The 17,914-nt window shown below is 59.3% G+C and carries 11 protein-coding genes; 7 read left to right on the top strand and 4 right to left on the bottom strand.

All coding sequences use genetic code 11. The annotated features are described in order from the left end of the window. The first annotated feature begins 57 nt into the window (after nucleotides 1-57). The 3 genes from bpln_RS08945 to bpln_RS08935 all read left to right on the top strand — a co-directional run bounded on the left by bpln_RS08945 (nucleotide 58) and on the right by bpln_RS08935 (nucleotide 3,011). Entirely contained in the window at nucleotides 58-504 is a 447-nt protein-coding gene (locus bpln_RS08945; protein WP_055138618.1) for an MFS transporter, read from the top strand. Between the two features lie 174 nt (nucleotides 505-678). After that, complete coding sequence (locus bpln_RS08940) at nucleotides 679-1,560, top strand: hypothetical protein (protein ID WP_055138617.1); 882 nt, start codon at nucleotides 679-681, stop codon at nucleotides 1,558-1,560. A 380-nt stretch (nucleotides 1,561-1,940) separates the two neighbouring features. After that, entirely contained in the window at nucleotides 1,941-3,011 is a 1,071-nt protein-coding gene (locus bpln_RS08935; RefSeq protein ID WP_244132068.1) for an MFS transporter, read from the top strand. Nucleotides 3,012-3,075: 64 nt separating this feature from the next. Here bpln_RS08935 and bpln_RS35255 read toward each other — a convergent pair whose 3' ends face one another. Beyond that, a complete protein-coding gene (locus tag bpln_RS35255) occupies nucleotides 3,076-3,342 on the bottom strand; it encodes a hypothetical protein (protein WP_148653974.1) in 267 nt (88 codons plus the stop codon). 529 nt (nucleotides 3,343-3,871) lie between these two features. Here bpln_RS35255 and bpln_RS35250 point away from each other — a divergent pair. The 3 genes from bpln_RS35250 to bpln_RS35245 all read left to right on the top strand — a co-directional run bounded on the left by bpln_RS35250 (nucleotide 3,872) and on the right by bpln_RS35245 (nucleotide 14,533). Next, nucleotides 3,872-7,690: a hypothetical protein gene (locus bpln_RS35250; protein ID WP_148653973.1), complete on the top strand. Its 3,819-nt coding sequence runs from the start codon at nucleotides 3,872-3,874 to the stop codon at nucleotides 7,688-7,690. A 409-nt stretch (nucleotides 7,691-8,099) separates the two neighbouring features. Continuing rightward, nucleotides 8,100-13,103, top strand: coding sequence for an AAA domain-containing protein (locus bpln_RS33810; RefSeq protein WP_148653972.1), 5,004 nt, complete (start codon nucleotides 8,100-8,102; stop codon nucleotides 13,101-13,103). Then, nucleotides 13,100-14,533 carry a hypothetical protein gene (locus bpln_RS35245; protein ID WP_148653971.1) on the top strand — a complete coding sequence of 478 codons (1,434 nt, stop codon included), beginning with the start codon at nucleotides 13,100-13,102 and terminating at the stop codon, nucleotides 14,531-14,533. Before bpln_RS33810 ends, bpln_RS35245 begins: the two co-directional genes overlap by 4 nt. Before the next feature lie 199 nt (nucleotides 14,534-14,732). Here bpln_RS35245 and bpln_RS35240 read toward each other — a convergent pair whose 3' ends face one another. Together bpln_RS35240 and bpln_RS08915 are read right to left on the bottom strand one after the other, a co-directional pair. After that, entirely contained in the window at nucleotides 14,733-15,155 is a 423-nt protein-coding gene (locus bpln_RS35240) for a hypothetical protein (RefSeq protein WP_148653970.1), read from the bottom strand. Nucleotides 15,156-15,279: 124 nt separating this feature from the next. Continuing rightward, entirely contained in the window at nucleotides 15,280-16,770 is a 1,491-nt protein-coding gene (locus bpln_RS08915; protein ID WP_055138613.1) for an ISNCY family transposase, read from the bottom strand. 464 nt (nucleotides 16,771-17,234) lie between these two features. Here bpln_RS08915 and bpln_RS38375 point away from each other — a divergent pair, with 464 nt between their 5' ends. Further along, nucleotides 17,235-17,399: a hypothetical protein gene (locus bpln_RS38375; protein ID WP_158512016.1), complete on the top strand. Its 165-nt coding sequence runs from the start codon at nucleotides 17,235-17,237 to the stop codon at nucleotides 17,397-17,399. 75 nt (nucleotides 17,400-17,474) lie between these two features. On the opposite strand, the gene bpln_RS35235 is transcribed toward bpln_RS38375, so the two are convergent. Then, nucleotides 17,475-17,660, bottom strand: coding sequence for a hypothetical protein (locus bpln_RS35235; RefSeq protein WP_148653969.1), 186 nt, complete (start codon nucleotides 17,658-17,660; stop codon nucleotides 17,475-17,477). Nucleotides 17,661-17,914: the final 254 nt, after the last annotated feature.

The raw sequence follows: 17,914 nt of genomic DNA, 5'->3' as shown, positions 1-17,914 counted from the left end.
GGTGGCGCGCCGCGCGCCATCGATGTCGCCGGCCGGGATCGACCGAAAGCCCGGCCGGTGACGGCCCCACGGTCGCCGTCGGCCTATGGCTACGGCGTGCTGGAGTCGGCCTTCATCTTCACGGCGTGGCCGCTCGCGGTGGTGGTGGTCGCGCCGCTGGCCGGCAAGCTGGCGGGGCGCATCAATGGCACGCTGTCGTCGTCGGCGGGCGTGATCGTGATGGCCACCGGTCTCGCGCTGAGTGCCTGCATGCCTTCGCCGGCGTCGATCGGCACGATCCTGTTGTGGCGCCTCTGCCGGTGCGGGACCGGGTACGGCCTGTTCCTGCCGCCGAACAACAGCGGAATGCTCGGCAACGTCCCGAAGGCGCGCTCGTTGTTTGCGTCGGGCGTGCCGTCGACCGCGAAGACCATGGGGCAGTCGCTGGGCGCCGCGCTGGGGGCGGCGCCGGCGTGCCGGGCACGGCGTTCACGCGACTGGCCTTCGGGTTGGCGGCGGCGGTGACGCTGATGTCGAGCCTCGTGAGCGTTGCGCGGATTCATCGGTAAAGAGAGGCGGGCGCCGGATCGGATCGGAGTGCGCGAACGGCGTTGCTTTCCCAATCATTTCTGCTAGATTTCATCTTGCAAACACATCCAGGCCGTCGAAAAAAAGATACGAACAAACAGGGGGTGGAACGTGAAACGAGTCAATGGCCTGGCCGTCACCGCATTTGGTGCCGCGTTTCTGCAGATCTATTCGGTCACCGCGAGCGCTCAGGCCGGCGCGCTGGCCGCTCCCACTGATTCTGTCGCGGCGATCACCAACATCGTCTCCGCGTCATCCTGCCGAAGCATTGACTGGCGCGATCGCGGCCTCGCCCCGAAGTCCTACGTCGTCGGCCTGTCGCTGGTGTTCGCGCGTTCCGTCTGTCATCCGGCGAACGCCGATGTCGTGGTCGCATCCAGCGCCGCCTCGCTCGAGCACGAGAAAACCGACGGGCTGGCCGCCTACGACGCCATCTTCAAGCAACTCGGCATGCGCAACGAACAGTCGGGCGTGGACACCTTGCGGCACACCTATCTGCTGCTGCTCGGCCTGGGTATGCGCGAGAGTTCGGGAAAATATTGCGAAGGGCGCGACGTGAGCCAGTGCTTCAACGATCCCGGCAGCGCCGAAGCCGGACTGTTCCAAACCTCCTACGGCGCGCGGCGAGCCGATCCCTCGCTCGAGACGCTGTTCCAGAAATACACGGCGAGTCAGGACGGTTGCATGCTGGATCAGTTCAAAGGCAAGCTGTCCTGCAAGATCCGGAAGAGCCAGAACCCGAAATGCCCGGACGCCACCAGTGACGTGGTGGGGACCGGGCCCGGCGCGGACTGGCAACGCCTGACCAAATCGTGTCCGGCCTTCGCCACCGAGTACGCGGCGGTCGTTCTGCGCAAGAACGGCGGCTTGAAAGGGGAGTTCAATCCGATTCGCAAGCAGCAGGCGCAACTGATCCCGGCTTGCGACGCCATGCTCCAGAACGTGCAGCGCTACGTCGAACACACCGCCGGCGCCTGCGATTCGCTGCCATAGCGCGATGGCCGGTACGCCGGCCGTTCCCGTTCAATCCCCGTCATCCTCTCCATCGCGGCGCCCACCGGGCGCTGATCCATTCGCCCCCGTTCCCACCGCATCGCGATCCGCATGCAATCGCGACCACACCCGCTACTGGCGTGTGCGGTAATCAGCCGTCGTGATCACCGAATCAAAAAAGACTATTGGCGCGGCCCGCGACAGGCGCCCCAACATACCGACAGCCGATCACACGAGCCTCGCCGCGACAGCCGCCGCGGCGGGTTCCACGCTCGGCCCTCGCATTCCCGAAAGCACCCGCCGCATGAGCGGGCCGACGTCCCGCCGCGCGCCGCGCGAACGGGTTGAGGAACGGAAGCAGGAGACAGGAGACAACCACGATGGATCGCATTCCCCCGCCGCCCGCGCGGCACGATGCAGAGGGCGGCGCACGCCGCGGCGTCGATACCCGGCAGCTGAACCGCGCGGCCTGGACCTGCTCGCTCGGCAGCGCGCTCGAATACTACGATTTCGCGTTGTATACGCTCGCCTCGGCCCTGGTGTTCGGGCCGCTGTTCTTCCCGTCGCAAACCACGCAGATGCGGCTGATCGCGAGTTTCGGCACCTACTTCGTCGGCTTCGCGGTGCGTCCGCTCGGCGGATGCGTGTTCGGCGTGCTCGGCGACCGGCTCGGCCGCAAGTTCGTGCTGACCGCGACGGTGTTGCTGATGGGCGTCGCGAGCACGCTGATCGGCGTGCTGCCGACCTTCGAGACGGCCGGCTACTGGGCGCCCGCGCTGCTGGTGATGCTGCGCATCCTGCAGGGGCTCGGCGCCGGAGCGGAGCAGGCCGGCGCCGCGGTGCTGATGACCGAATACGCGCCGCCCGGCAAGCGCGGCCTCTATGCGTCGCTGCCGTTCCTCGGCATCCAGCTCGGCACGGTCCTGGCCGCGGCCGTCTATTTCGGACTGCTCGCGAATCTCGACCACGTCACGGACGGCTGGAGCTGGCGCGTGCCGTTCCTGCTCAGCGCCGTGATCGTCGCGGTCGGGTTGTACATGCGGATTCGCCTGCACGAGTCGCCGACCTTCGTGCGGCTCGAAAAGCGCGCGCAGCTGGCGACCAATCCGCTCAAGAGCGCCTTGCAACATTCGCGGCCCGCGCTGCGGATCGGCATCGGCCTGCGGATGGCCGAGAACGGCGGCTCGTCGATCTATCAGGCGCTCGCCGTCAGCTATCTGGCGGGCGTGATCGGGATGAAAGGGCCGATCGGCGCGTTCGCGCTGGTGTGCGCGGCGACCGTGGGCTCCTGCACCGTGCCGCTGACGGGGTGGTTGAGCGACCGCTACGGCCGCGTGCGCGTGTATCGCCTGTTCGCGTGGCTGCAGCTCGCGCTCGCGTTCCCGGTGTGGTGGACCTTCAGCCAGGGGAACGTGGTCGCCAGCGTGATCGCGATATCCGGAGTCAACTGATTGTTGTGCGTTGGTCAACTCTACTCATCAAACACCCAGCCGCTGGTAAGCGACTGGTAAGCAATCATTCCGCGTCGAGCACCAGGATGACGCCGTGTGGACCCAGGCCATCCGGCTTTGTGTTCGGGTCAAGTGGTTGTGCGCCGAGTGGTATCAAATGAAAGTGGGAATCCTCTGTTTTCACGGGCCAAACACGAGGGGCATTCGCCGGCACGACATAGAGTCCGGCGTCCGTGTTCACTCTCGGATTTCTCTGGGCGACCTCAATGTCTAGCCCCGCATACTGCTTCTGCAGGCGCTGGAGATGCTCGATGTACTCGTCAAGCTTCATTTCGTTTCCTCATTGCGTACCGGGTAACGTGCAATCGTGATCGCCGTGCCCAGATACCCGTGCCTGCGATATCGCGGGGTAGTTCACAACGACTGCACGCCCCACGATTCGGGTTTGTGCTTTTCGGCCACGGGCAGCACAGGCACCGACAATCTCACCAGTCGTTTAGACAGAGCGATCTTCTTGTGTCCGGCTCACGTTCGTCAGTGTCCGAAAATGCCACTGCCACGTCCGTAACTTGTTTGTCATGCTAACTGCATTTTGAATGGCAAGCGACCCAGATGCAATGTTTCTGACCCGCTGATATGCTCCGCATGCGCAAGCGTGTTTTTCCGGGCGCGCTCAACGACTCCCGCGGGAGGTCGAGGCATTTCCAGATTGGACCACATGTGGGGTCGTCTGCAGCGTCAGCCTGATCTTGGCCGGTCGCACAATCCAAAAACAGCCTTCCGCGCGTACGTTGCAAGAGATCGGCGGCGTCGCCGTTGTTCACCCGCCGTGGAATGGTTAGTCACTGGTATCAAACATTATGGCAACGGTCAAAACTGAAGACCTGGAACGATTTGCAACTGCAGAACGGGGCCCGACTCTCCTGGGTGAGCTTATCCGCCGGTTGATATATTGCTGGGTGCCCAATCGGCTCGCGACGATCGGATTTCATTCCGGAACCGCGAATAATCTTTCTGGCTGGGACGGACATGTGCAACTGCGGGCGACAGAAGGAGAGCCGGCGTTCAACGCCCTTTGGGAGTTGAGCACGCAAAATGCGACCCGAAGCAAGATCCTCAAGGATGTGAAAAAGTCTTTTCGCAGGGAGGTTCCGGACGGTTGGGACAAGAGTAGAACTGCATACGTTGCGGTGACGTTGAGAAAGTTGCAGGACGTCAGAAAGCTGGAGAGGGAAATATCGAACCTGCCAGGCAACACCTGGGGCCGAGTCTACGTCATCGATGCACCGGCGTTAGCGCAGTGGATCGAGAAATGCCCCGCCGTTGAAGCATGGTGTGCGGAACATCTCGAGATTGGTACTGGCGTGTACGGCGTATCGCTGGAGACTTTCTGGTGGAACTGGTCGACGCAGCACCGTCCCCCGATATCTACTGAACTCGTTACGGCAGGGCGACCCGCTAAGGCGACGGATGAGCTGTTCCGGCCACAGAGAGGGCAGACCCTCACGCTGTTGACGGACTCGGCCGCGGAAACGGCCGGATATCTCTATGCATATCTCAAACAGCGGGGCGAGAGGGAGGGGGCTGAGAACGCGCTTAGTAACTCACTCGTCGTTTCGTCACTGGACGCCGCAAAGATCCTGGCGCTTCAACCTGTCGCGGACACACAACTTCCGGTGACAGTCCTTTTGCCGCCCGCCAACGAAGCAGCGTTTATCCTGGCTAACGCTGGACATTATGTTGTGAACGCTATTGGGTATGCTGTACCGAGCCACAAGCCTGTCACGATCAGGCGCGCACTTCGAAGGGATTTTGCGGAAGCGCTCCAGCAGTCGATGGGTATGGAGGCTGAACGTGCTGAGCAGGAGGCACGAACCTGCGGGGCTAGCGTTTCTGTCTGGTCGGTCTGGAATCGGCATGAAGGCAATGCCCTCGCGAACGCGCCGCAGTGGTGCGAGCCGGGGCACCTGGCAAGGACACTGCCCGCGGTTCTCGCGTCGGGGTGGGATGAGCGAGCCACGGAAGACAAGGAGATTCTCCAGACCCTGAGCGGTGTCGACTATCAAACATTTGTTCAGGAGATCGGTCTCCACATGCGCAGCGATCCACCCTTTCTGGAGCGGGTGGACAGCGTGCTCTCCGTGGTTGCGCCGACAGTCGCTTTTGCACTCTCGGCGAAGCGCATACCGCAGCCTCTCCTGAAGACGCTGGAGCAATGTATCGAAACTGTCTTCGCGCAAATCGATCCGACGATCGTTCCCGCGTGGGACGGCCCGCTCACGCTTCCAGCAGAGGTGATGGTGCAGGACCATTCCAACTGGCTTCGGGATGGTTTGCTCGAAACCATACTGCGCATTTCTGCCTTCAAAGAGGTGCTGGATAGCGAACACATCGCGTACGAGTATGGAGGTTGTCAGGCATTCGTGGACAAGATGGTCGGGAGAATTGCGATGTTCCGCGATGAGCCACGCTTTTTCGCTGCACTATCATCCAATCTTCCGACGATGGCTGAGGCGGCACCTATCCCTTTTGTTGAAGCCCTGGAGCAGGCCCTCCAGGGCTCTCCTGCAACATTGCAGCCGTTATTCGAGGACAAAGGCTTTTTTGGGCCAGTACTTCATACGGGACTTCTATCCGCACTTGAATGCCTCGCGTGGGAGCCAACGTATCTCACCCGCATCGCTATCCTGCTTGCGCGTCTCGTAGAGTACGAAGGTGACGGCAGGATTGTGAACAGGCCATCAAACAGCCTCCGTTCTATCTTCCTAGCGTGGAGTCCTGGCACTAGTGCGACGCTATCCCAGCGCCTGGACGCCCTGAACAGCCTTGCAGAAACATTCCCGACAGTAGCATGGCGACTTGCAGTGGCTATCCTGCCGCGAAACTCGGACACTAACTTCCCCACGCAGGAGCCGGTGTGGAAAGACTTTGGACGGTCTACTCGTGCGCCGTTGACCGATGAACACAGACGGGAAGCGTTCCTGGCCTATATCGATTTTGCACTTACCTTGAGTGATTCCGCTCCCGAGCGTCAACTGATCCTCATCGACCACTATCCGATGTTTTCTCCGGAACATCGCGCGATGCTGCGGACGCAATTGACGACTACAGCGAGGGCACCGAATCTCGCTCCGTCCACAAGGGAAGGTATCCTAGAAGGGATACGGCAGCTGGTAGCCAGACATCGCAGGTTTTCGAACGCAGTTTGGGCGATGCCGGCCGTCGAAACTGACGCGCTGGACGCAGTGGGCCAAGAATTCCGGGGTTCTACAGTAGTGGAGGAAGTCAGGTGGCTGTTCGACGAATTTCTTCCGGACCTGGCGGATGTTGAACCTGACATCAATGTGGCTTCGGAGAAGGTAAAGGCATTGCGCGACCAGGCACTTCGCAAAGTGCTGGAAAGCGGTGTTGGCGCGGTGGACGATCTGTTCTGCAAGGCACGCCAGCCGTATCTCGTGGCGCAGCAGGCGGCCGAGAGCATTCAGGATACTGAAGGGATCTTTGCCTTGCTCGACCGGTGGTTTGGACGACTATCCTCTCGTGACGAACGGGGCGTACCGGTTCTTTGTGCGACGCGCCTTGCTCTCGCGGGTGACGACTGGATGAGACAGCTTTCAGACGCGACTGTCTCGCGTGACTGGCCGGAATGGTCTCTCGGACTTTGTCTGGCGGACATGGCAGACAGCCGGACGCTAATAGACAGTCTGAAGGACAAGCCGCCTTCAGCGGTATCGCGTTATTGGGCGACGCGAAGTCAATACATTCGTTCTACTGACAAGTCACTCAGTGACGAGATCGCAGTCGCGCTTGTTGCCCATGGGCGGGCAGCCGAGCTGGTTAACCAGAGCATGAAGATGTTGAGTACCGGGATTGCGATCGACGTGATGAACGCAGCGCTGAGTCAACTGGCGGAAAAGTGGGAATCGATTCCGATGCTGGGGTACAACGTCAAAGAGACCATCAGCTGGTTGCGCAAGCAAAACGACGTATCGCAGGAAGCGCTCGACAGCCTGGAGTTACGTTGCCTTCCTTTCCTTCTGGGTGAATTGGGGGAAGGGGAGCAGTTGTCCTTTCATCGGACCATGGCTCAGAAACCTCATGAGTTTATCGCTGTAATTTGCGCCGCGTATGCGCCCGCGAACCGGGCGGACGAGCATGCCGAGAAGGACTCACCAGACCCTTTGGAGCAGGCGAATGCCACTATTGCCTGGCGTGTCCTTCGTACCTGGCGCACGCCCCCCGGCCTGAACGCGGCAGGCGAGATGCAAACGCCGTTGTTGATGGAGTGGATAACCGAGGCTCGCTCACTTGCTGAGCAGTCGGACAGAGCGGCCGTCGCTGACCAGTATATCGGAGCCGTGCTATTGCACAGCCCGCCTGAGCGCGATGGCCGCTGGCCAGGCGATGTGCTGGCCGGTGCTCTCGAAAAACTGGGTTCGCGCCAGATTGAGGATGGTCTGGCCATGGAAGTCGTCAACAGTCGAGGTGTTACGACACGGGGGGTGTTCGATGGTGGCGCACTCGAGGAACAGCTTTCCGAAGAATGGCTGCTCCGGGCGCAGGCGCTTCCCGAGCGTTGGCAAAGGGCCAAGCAGTTGTGTCGAAAGATCGCCGCGTCGTGGCGACAGATGGCCAGTGAGTTTAACGTTGAGGCAGCGAAGAGGCGGTTGAGGTCCTGATCTTTGTGACTGCGGCACCGCTGCCACATGCCTTGCAGGTTGGCGCCATGCGAAATTGCACTCAAGATCTGTTTCGAAGTTGCCGATATGCTGTCGTAATCTGGCAAAGGGGCAAAAACGATCCGTTGGACCTCGTCGTACGAGCAGTGTCTCTACGTGAATGCGCATACCCATCAGCGGTCGACAACGCGTTTACATGGGTGACTCGTTGCGCGGGCCGGCTGGCAGCCGGCGGTTTGTGCGCATTGCCTGGAAGGGCGGTCAACTATCTGGATCACGACGTCTGGCGATCGGGACCACGCGGATTTACGCATGCGCGCCTGCACAAAACAATCATCGCGGCCAGCATGCGTTCTCCGAGTGCAGATCGGGCTGTCGCAATCGAATTGGAATTTGAGAGAAAAGCCAATTGAAAATCTATAACAAGGGCCGTGGCATCCACGATCGCGAGATACATGGTATCAACCGACTGCAGACTGACCTGCCCAGCGGGTGGATGGCGTTCACCAACCTGGAGCTTGCGCTACCCTATGGCGGTCGTGAAATCGACGTAATACTTGTGATCGAAGATCGAGTACTCGCGGTAGACCTGAAAGATTGGCGCGGCAAGATTACGAGTTCCGGGGGAGCCTGGAGCGTAAACGGAAACGCTCGTGAAGGTGGGTCTCCGGTTGAAAAGATCCTTTCGAACTCACGGGAACTGTATCTGATGCTGCAGCGCTATCTGAAGACGCCCGCAGCACGAGCGAAACTGAACGGATTGACAACGTGTCCCAAGGTCGACGGCTGTGTGGTGTTGACGGGAACAAACGACCGTTCAGGAATAGCCCTCACGGAAATTAACCGCGTATTTTGTCTCGATGCTTTCATCAAGGCGCTTCAAGACCCGAAGCAACGGGTTGCGATGCTTGCTGGGGTTCCTGCTGCATTCCACTCAAAGGATCTGACGACCGACCCGTGGCGGAACCTGTGGCAGCAGTTTTTTAACGTGAAAGAGGGATACTTCAAGCCATCAAGTCGCCGGTACGGAAGCTTTCAGGCTTTGTCGGATGCCTACACGTTCGAACATCCAAAGCAGATTTATCGTGAATACGATGTCGCAGATAACGCAGCCGGTGGTGCAACAGGACTATTGCGACGCTGGGACTTTACAAAGGCGGAGACACGATTCCAGAACGAGGAAGGTCGCCGTGAGATTGCGGGACGCGAACGCGAAATCATCGCCTGGCTTAACGATCGAAATGCTGAATTTGAAACCTCGATTCTGCAGCCCCGCACCGACGATGATGAAAAAGGCATCGAATATTGGGAGGTCTTCGACCGTCGAAAGAGGTTGCAGCGTCTTCTGGATCTGAGTCGCAACCAGATTTGCGAGTTCCCGCGTGAAACGCGGATCGAGCTTGTTCGCCAGATCGTACACAGGGCCGCGTTGATGCACCGTCTTAACGCATCACACCTTGATATCGGCGCGCACAGCGTCTGGATAGAACCACCGTCCCTTGTTCGGCTGTCGCATCTGATGTCCGCGAGCTTTCAAGACGTGAAATCCCTCGGCAGTCACCGCTATCAGTTCCTGTCTACGGTGAGACTCCCGGAAGACGCGTTCGGACTCGACGTCGACTCCCGAACGAAAGACGTTTTTCTGCTGGGGTGTGTTGCTCATCGATTGCTCTTTGCCTGTCCTCCTGTAGCGACCGCTGACAATCCTCCCGAATGGGACGCGTCAGTGGACAAGGATGATGCATTCGAAACCCTGCACAATTGGTTTGAGCGTTCGCTCGCGTGGTCTGCGGACGATCGATACGCCGACGCGTCCACGATGCTCGAAGCGCTCAATCTAGCTCTGGAATCCAAACCCTCAGCTGCGGAGGTTCTGAAAGGGCTCGATCGATTCCGCACGATATCGTCACAAATGAAGCTCGTGCGTGAGTATCCCGTCGTCGAAGACATCAGAGATGACGCGAATATTGCGATGTGGCGAAGCGTTTCTGAAGGGAAGTCGGTCCTTGTGAAAATGTGGAAGCGCGAAGGGTGGGGCGACCAGACTCGCGAGGCGCCAAGGTTGTTGGGGTTCCTTGAGCAGGCGGAAAGCATGATCATCGAGCGCCCCGCGGGATGCGCAGGAATTCTGCGAGCCATTTGGCTTGGTGATGCGGTTGTACTGATTCAGGATTTTGTCGACAGCCCAAATCTCGCCCAATCCATGTCAACCTCCGATCTTCCGTGGACGGAGGCTGAGTTTGGGCTTGCCTTCCTGCGATCGTTCATTGCTACGGTGGTGTCCCTTCACGAGAAAAAGATCGCCCACGGTGACATTAAGCCTGAAAACATCCTCGTTATCGCTGAAGAATCGCCGCGGCCGCTTCTCGTGGATCTTCTTGATTTTGTCCACATCGATGACGGAGAGAAAATATCGCGGGCATATGCCCCAATGACAGGGGGGCGCTTCGAGCGAGACTGTTACGCCGTAACATGTATTGTCGAGGAAGTTGTCGCCGGTGCAAACATGGCAGCCGGCGGATTGGCGAGGCTTAACGAAGCCATTGTGAAGATCCGCACCGAGTCGCCGAAGAATGGAACACTACTGCCGCTTGCAGAGGCGCTCGATTTCATTCTCGACACAACCACCGACAACGCTGTCCGTGAGATTGCCCTGCGTGTTTGCGCAACTGATACACGTCCATTCCTCTCGGACGAGGGATCCCTGGCATTCCGGGTTACGCCCGGCGGAAGGCAGTTACGTATTCGCGGTGCAGTCGAACAACTGATCTTTCAGCTGGACGGCCGGAGGCAAGCAGTTTCCGTACGCCGGGAATCCATTGACCAGAAACAGATCACGAGTATCGCGCGATGGGAATTCGCAGCAATTTCTGCGGAGCTCACGCTTGTAGCTGCGGATCGAGACGATTTCAGCGATCTCGAGAATGTCTTGTCCGACAAGGATATCGCGGAGGCATGGGATGCGGCCTACGGACTGGCGCTAAATACCGAGGCCGACCGTCAGACATCCGCCGGGGACGATGTCAGCGAAGACGCTGAGCCCCCGTCTGAAGTTTCAGCTGACGAGCTTGAAGAGAAGATTTCGTCCCAGTCCGAGTCAGGACAACTTAACGTCCAGGCGCTTTGGCGTCACCTGATCGATTCGGAAGCGGAATTTGTCATCGAGGGTGAGGCGACCGGTCCAAGCGCTTATAAGCCTCAGACGCAACGACACATTGTTTCATTCGATCTGGACTCCGGGACGTTTGAGTTCGGCCGGGAAGACACAGTTACAGTCTGCCGATTGGACAAAGGCGGTCGATGGACGCGCATTGGACAGCTTGACCTGATCACGTCTACGGCGAACCTGCTTGAGATTGATGTCCGCAAGTGGGGCGGGAAGACAGGGGAAGGGTTAGTGGCCGACGGGCAACGGTTGAAGTTCGAAAGTCACTTTGAGATCACGAGCCGCTCGCGGCGCCGGGACGCTACCATGCGATTGCTCTCCCGCGAGGCGCGGTACCCTGACCTTATTGATGTCTTCGATAAGAGAAGCGCGGACTCCGTAGCCAGACGCCCCGTGGCGGCCGAACCATCTGACCTGGCTGCGCGGTACGGGCTGAATAAGGTCCAGGCAGAAGCGCTCTCGAAACTCCTTGAAACGCGGCCGGTCGGTTTGCTCCAGGGTCCTCCCGGAACTGGAAAGACGCGATTCATAGGAGCTCTGGTGCACTTCGCTCTCACACAGGGATTGGCTCGCAACGTGCTCGTCGCCAGCCAGTCACACGAGGCTGTGAATGGTGCAGCCGAAGCGGTGGTTAAGCTTTTTCATGAGGCGGGAGAAACGCCAAGCCTGTTAAGAGTAGGGCATGAGAGTAATGTCTCGGACCGATTGCTGGCTTACCACACGGGAAAGGTCGAAGGTCTTTTCAAGGACCGGTTTCGGGCGGATCAGTCGGTTCGTCTGCGTCTGGCCGGTAGCGTACTCGGAATTCCAGATAACCTCCTTGAGCAACTGATCATTCTCGAGACGCTCATTCGGCCAGTCGTTGAGCGTCTGGAACAAATCCAGGGTGAATCGTCAGACTCGTCTGCAGATCCGCGCGAATCGGGCCTGCGTCAAACTCTCGAATTGCTGGTCGGGAAGCTCGCGCATCCGCTCGACATCAAGGACATCGTCGCATCGGACGACCTCGTTGATGTAGCGCTCGATATCGCAGGCCAGGCTGGATTTACAAACGCCTCAAAGTTGGAACATTTCCGGGATATAGCGAACCTCGCGCGCGACTTTGTCGGCAGCGTCTCGACTCGGGAGAGAACCTTTGAGACGTTTCTTGCCGGCACCAGGCAAATTGTCGTCGGTACTTGTGTCGGATTGGGGCGATCCTCGCTAGGGTTGACGTCCACTTCCTTCGACCTGGTCGTCGTGGACGAGGCCGCGCGATGCACCGCAAGCGAACTGGCAGTTCCGCTGCAGGCCGGGCGTTGGATCGTTCTCGTGGGGGATCATTGCCAGCTCGAACCGACACACCGTCCAGAGGTGGTAAAGCATGTAGCAAAGATAATCTCGACCAACGAACGTCAGGTTGTCATGAGCGACTTCGAACGAGTTTTCAGTTCAGGTTACGGCACTGCGGCAGGCCACACACTCACCGAACAGTATCGTATGCTATCGCCGATCGGGAGCATCGCCTCGGAAGCGTTCTACGGCGGTACGCTGACGCACGGTAGAACCGATCTTATTATTCCGACGGAATGTCTTCCAACTACACTCGATAAGCCGTTAGCGTGGTTCACGACTGATAAGTTTGGTGAACTTGCTCATCAAAACGAACCCGACAGTCGCAAATATGCCATCAACAACCCCATTGAAGCGGAACTGATCGTTGATCTGGTTAAGGAATGGGATCAACACACCGCGTTTCGCGAATGGATTGAGACACAGACCGAGCACGCGCATGCCATCGGTATCATCTGCACCTATCGCGCGCAGTGTGAACTGGTTCGTCAAAAACTCCGCAGTGCCTTTATAAGCGACGGCATGCGTTCGACAATCAAGATTGATACCGTTGACAGCTATCAGGGCAAAGAGAATCCTGTAGTCATCCTTTCGTTGGTGCGAAACAACTGCGACGGGAGAGTGGAAGCTGGAGCGAACACTATTCGCGAGGGTTTCATGTCACGCCCCAACAGACTGAATGTCGCCGTCAGCCGTGCGATGGATCGGCTGGTGTTAGTTGGCGCTATGCGAGGATGGCGATCCGCTGGTCCCATGGGGCAAGTTCGCAGGGAATTCGCAACGCAGATGAACCGGCGCGATGCCCGGGAAATCGATGGGGTTGAGTACAGGGGGTTGAGAGAGACGGACACTGTTCAGCATTCTGCGGCGTCATCCGGACGTTCGCGTAGGCCTGTGAAGGGGGGCGCGCAATGACACAGACAAATCGCCCGATCCTCAAGCTACCGTCCCGCTCTACCGGGTCCGTGGGCGAACAGGTTATCGTCCTGGACTCGATCGATGTGCTGCTTCCCTGCCGTCGCTTTACTGTGTCGTTCAAGGTATCTGAGCGTGGTTCGATATCACCAACAAGCGAGTTCCTGCTTCGTCTGCTGCACGCTGCGGACGGCATTCTGGAAGCCGACATAGCCAGCTTCTTCGGATTCAACCAACGGGAATTGTCTTTTGTGCTCGAAGAGGTTACGTCGCGTGACTACGTGTCCCGCTCAAACGGACAAGCGTGGCTCACACCTTCTGGACAAAGCCTCTTTCTCGAAGATCAGCAGTCACCGGCAATTTACGCAGTCGAAAAGCGGACGGAGAGCGTCTCGTTCGATTTGCTTTCTCTGTGTCCGGTCGAACTTCGCGGACTTGGCGTGTTCGCCATGAAGCTCGATGAACTCCCGGTCCTGGACGTCGAGGTGGTCGCAAACGCAAGACAACGTGTGCCCAAAGCATTTCGGACGCATTTTTCCGAGCTGTTCCTGTCGGACCGGAAACTCGCAAGCAAAAAGCCAACGCTCTATTCAATCGATCATGTGGCTGCCGGAGACCGATTTTCGACGATCGTTCCAATCACCGTCACCGCCTCGACTGGCCGACCTCATGCAGCTGAAGCTGACCTGTCTAACTGGCGAGAGGCTCAGCAACTCGAGGATCGATATACCGTGGTGGAGTCCGTCACCGCGTTCATGGAGACGCTGAAAGTCAGCAAGCGACCGGACGATATTCAGAGTTATCAGCTACTCACGACATGGGCGCCCGACTTTCTTCGGGAATTCATGCGTCGCGACGGGCTCGCGGTCGAACGGTATTTTCACACGGCGGCGGCCCGGGCAGGGGAGCTACGTTCCGATCGGCCAACGGTTCCGCTGCTGGGAACGCTATTTACTTCGGCAAACAATGAGCGTCTGCACAGTGCAGTCAGATATGCACTCGAAAGGTGCGCAGGCAAACCACCAATTCCGGAAATCCAATGGATAGTCCCGGAGGTACGTTGGGGTCATACAAGGGCTCTTCCTGCCACACTGAACAGCATTGCGCATCTGCTGATGCCACAGCCTTCGGGAGACGCCGAAGCTCAACAGGTCGGTGCAATCGCGATAAGTCGCAAACCGCTGCCGCGCTACCTCGCAGAGGCTTTTGATCACCATCAGTTCCTCGCCGAACAAGCCGCACTTGCACCGTCCGTCGAGGTTTTTTTAATTCCGGGTCTGGTTGCCGCAGTGCTGGTGCACGCACCGATCAAGGCGAACAATGGGATACCTGTGCCGCTCGGTTTTCTCTCATTTGACGCTTCGGTTGTGCAGCGCGTTATGGAGGATCTGGCAAAAAGTGTGGCCCATGAGACGCGCGCGGGCCAATAAGGTAGTGTTCGTCCCAAGAACGGGGTAGTACAGCGGGCAACCCCCCAACTTTGAGTTACTTGGTCACAGAAGTTGGCGGTAACGAGCACCCCGGAACAGAGCATAGCTATACGGTTCCTGTCCCGGTGACGTTAATCCACATGCCGATGCTCCGGCGCGCGCGAGCTAGTCGTTAGATCGCAGCTTTCCCAGCGGACTATCAAGGTATCCGCGATTTGGTGCGCCGGAGCATGGGCATTCGGTTTTCGCCCACTAGTTCATAGCCGGAGCAATCGTATGCGGTTGTAGTGCGTTCGGAGCATAGATAGGTGGTCATGGTACTTTCGACGGCAAACCGCACATTTATGCTCCGGCGCACTGCTGGATTCTCGCCCGGCTGCGCAACCAGCGGTTGTTCAGCCTCGACGAAGCCAATCGCGCCATCGCCGCGCTGCTCGTCGAACTGAACAACAGGCCTCCTGACCTGTACAGCCAGCTCCGGCGTACTGACGCACAGAAATGAGGAGGGAAATGTCGGCAGATTCATTGATGGACAGAAATCGTTATGGAAAGAGACGAAACTGCCTCTTTCTGTCATTTCCACCCTGATTTCTGTACAAACAGCCTGGATTACCACCCACATTTTTGTTCCGTCGATTAAGTAGCCAGAACACGACATGTCGAGACCAGATTCAAATGTCCGCTTCCCAGCTAAATTGAAATGTCCGGGTTTACGGGCTTGAGGTTTGTTTCTCTTGGGTTACAGATCACGCAGTGTCGAAGAGTGGATCCTGAACGGGCAGGGTGCTTACGTTTACTGCGTTGGTCTTCGCAGACCGTCGGCCAGGTTTGCACGCGGGCTGTTGCGCCTGTCTGCGTTCGGCGAGATCCACGATCACTTTCTCGACGTCCGCCTGCGTGAACTCACGCTGCTTCTTTTTGTTCGGCTGAGAGGTGTTGCGGTTCGTCTTAGTCGAGTCGCCTCGATGCGTTCTGGATGGAGCTTTACCGATCCTGCTGTTATCGCGTTGCGCCTGGATCGCCTGCGCAACCTGGAGCACGTGACTCAGGCGCTTGTGTTCGACAACAGCGGCTTGATCGATCTCGGCCAGCCGGTCGTACTGTCTGCAGGGCAACACGCGACCCTCTGTTCGGAGTTCGATGCGCCCGTCCGGGTACTCCCAAACCTCGATCGTTCGATCGATCAGCTTCCGATTCTCCTGCGTATCGTCCAGCAAATACATCACTCGGTCGTACTGCACCGTCAGCGACTTCGTGACTTTCCGCGGCTCGCGCCACGTCAGCACCAAGTCGAGATTCTCATCGGCGCGCAGCGGCCGGTGTGCATTGAAGTCGCTCTTCGGCGGCTTTGCGAAGCGCGCGTTGTAAGCGGCCATGAAGGAGGGCGCGTAAGCGTTCGCGTCGGCCACCGTGTTGATCCCGCGTAGTCGCATCTCCTTGACCAAGCGATCCTGCAACGTCAGATGGGCTCGTTCGACTCGCCCCTTGGCCGGGCTACTGTTTGCGCAAAACGTGTCGATGTTCAGCTCGTACATTGCTCGACCGAAATGCGTCACCCGATTGCCAGTCTTGCCCGGCGTTGTATTGCGGAACACGCTGTACTTGTCGCTATAGAACGCACTCGGCTTGCCATGGCGCTCGATGTACGCACGCGTCGCCTCGAAGTAGCTGAAGGTCGATTCGGTCTGCGTAAAGTGCAGCCCCATCAGCCGGCTCGTCGCGTCGTCCACATACACCAGCAGCGTGCAGGCCGGCGCCCGTTCCTCGAACCACCGATGATCGCAGCCGTCGATCTGGATCAGTTCGCCCAGGCACGCGCGTCGTGCGCGCGGCTGATAGACCTTGGGCGGGCGTTGCCGGCGCGGCACCCATAGGCCAGCGTCGGTCATCAGCTTGCGAACCGTTTCCTTGGCCAGCCGAATGTCGTGGCACTCGTATAGCTTCTCGCAGGCCAGCGTCGGTCCGAAATCGGCGTAGCGATCCCTGATGATCGACAGCACCCGATCAGTCGTCATGCTATCCAGTCGGTTGTTGCTGGGCTTCGCGCGCCGTAGCGACACGAGACCTTGCGGCCCGTGCTCACGCAAGCGGCCGACCAATCGCCGGATCTGTCGCGTCGTCAGCCCGAGTCGTTCGGCCGCGCGCCACGGCTGAAGCTTGCCGTCCGCCACGTCCTGAATCACCTTGTACCTGTCCAGCTCGCGCATCGTCATCGTGATCCGTCCCGTTGCAGCCATCGCAGCCTCCAGCGCTGGATTCCCAGCGGCCGGTCAGCTTACGATGGGTCGAAAAGCGGACATTTGAACTTAGCCAGAAGCGGACATTACAACTTAGCCGCTACAATGCAAATTGTCGATAATTCATATTATGTCAAATAGAAGTTTGCCAACCGGACGGTCTCCGTCCTGTAACGTTCATGCCACGCCAGCTTCCTCAATGCTGCGGACGGCCTGTCCATCGCAGCTATCGCGGCAATCCTTCGTTGTTGCTCCCGCAGTGTCCGTAACTGGATAGCCGGCCGTTCGCCGATTCCCTGGCATCGGATCGAACTGCTGCGCCTGCGTGGCGCCAGCGCCGCCGCCGAAATCGACGCTCACGCTCCGGCCGTTGCCGAACCAGCGCAGCGCCGGAGCTGTCATCGGTCGTTCCCACTCTCGAGCCCGAGCCCGATCCCGACGCGCCCGACGTCACGCCGGCCGACATGCTCGCCTGGGTCGGCGTGCATGGCCACCGCCGCATACAGGCGGGTTCGGATAGCGCCATTGTCCGGTTGACCGACCAGATCCGAGAGTTCCGGGCCGAACGCGCGGCGCGGCGCGGCGCGCACGCCGCGAGCGGCGTGGTCAGAATCTTGTCGATCGATTGATAGAGGTTGTCGAGCCCGGGCAGCGAGCGGCCCGTAGTGGCGTTCACCCCGATCATGCCGCAGCGCCCTCGCCGTTCATCGGCTGATACCTTGCGACGTCACGACGCCGGCAAAATCGGCCGAGCTGTCGATTTCCATCACACGGCCGCTTCCCACGCCCCGTCGCAGCGTCCGGCCGCGACGCGGCCCCCGAACGGCGCGCTGGCGCTGAGCCGCATCCGGTTCGGCTTTCAGGACGACCATCGACAGGCGATTTTCCACCTGCCCAAACAAGATCCGCTATTCGCGCTGGAACGCGCCGACCTGACCGGAATACTCGAGGTCGCAGTCGTCGGGCTCGCCGCGGCCCGGGTCCGCAGCCTGCTGCATGGCGCGGGCTGCGGCCGGCCTGACATCGCATCCTGCCTCAGGCCGCCGCGCCGGCGGCCACCCGGGCAAAGGGGTCACCGCACCGCCGCCCGCACGCACGTCGGGACGCGCGACGTCAGCATGTTGCCCACGGCGTCTCGCCAACG

Source organism: Burkholderia plantarii, from assembly GCF_001411805.1.
GTDB classification, from domain to species: Bacteria; Pseudomonadota; Gammaproteobacteria; order Burkholderiales; family Burkholderiaceae; genus Burkholderia; species Burkholderia plantarii.
This window is presented reverse-complemented; position numbering and strand designations above follow the sequence as displayed.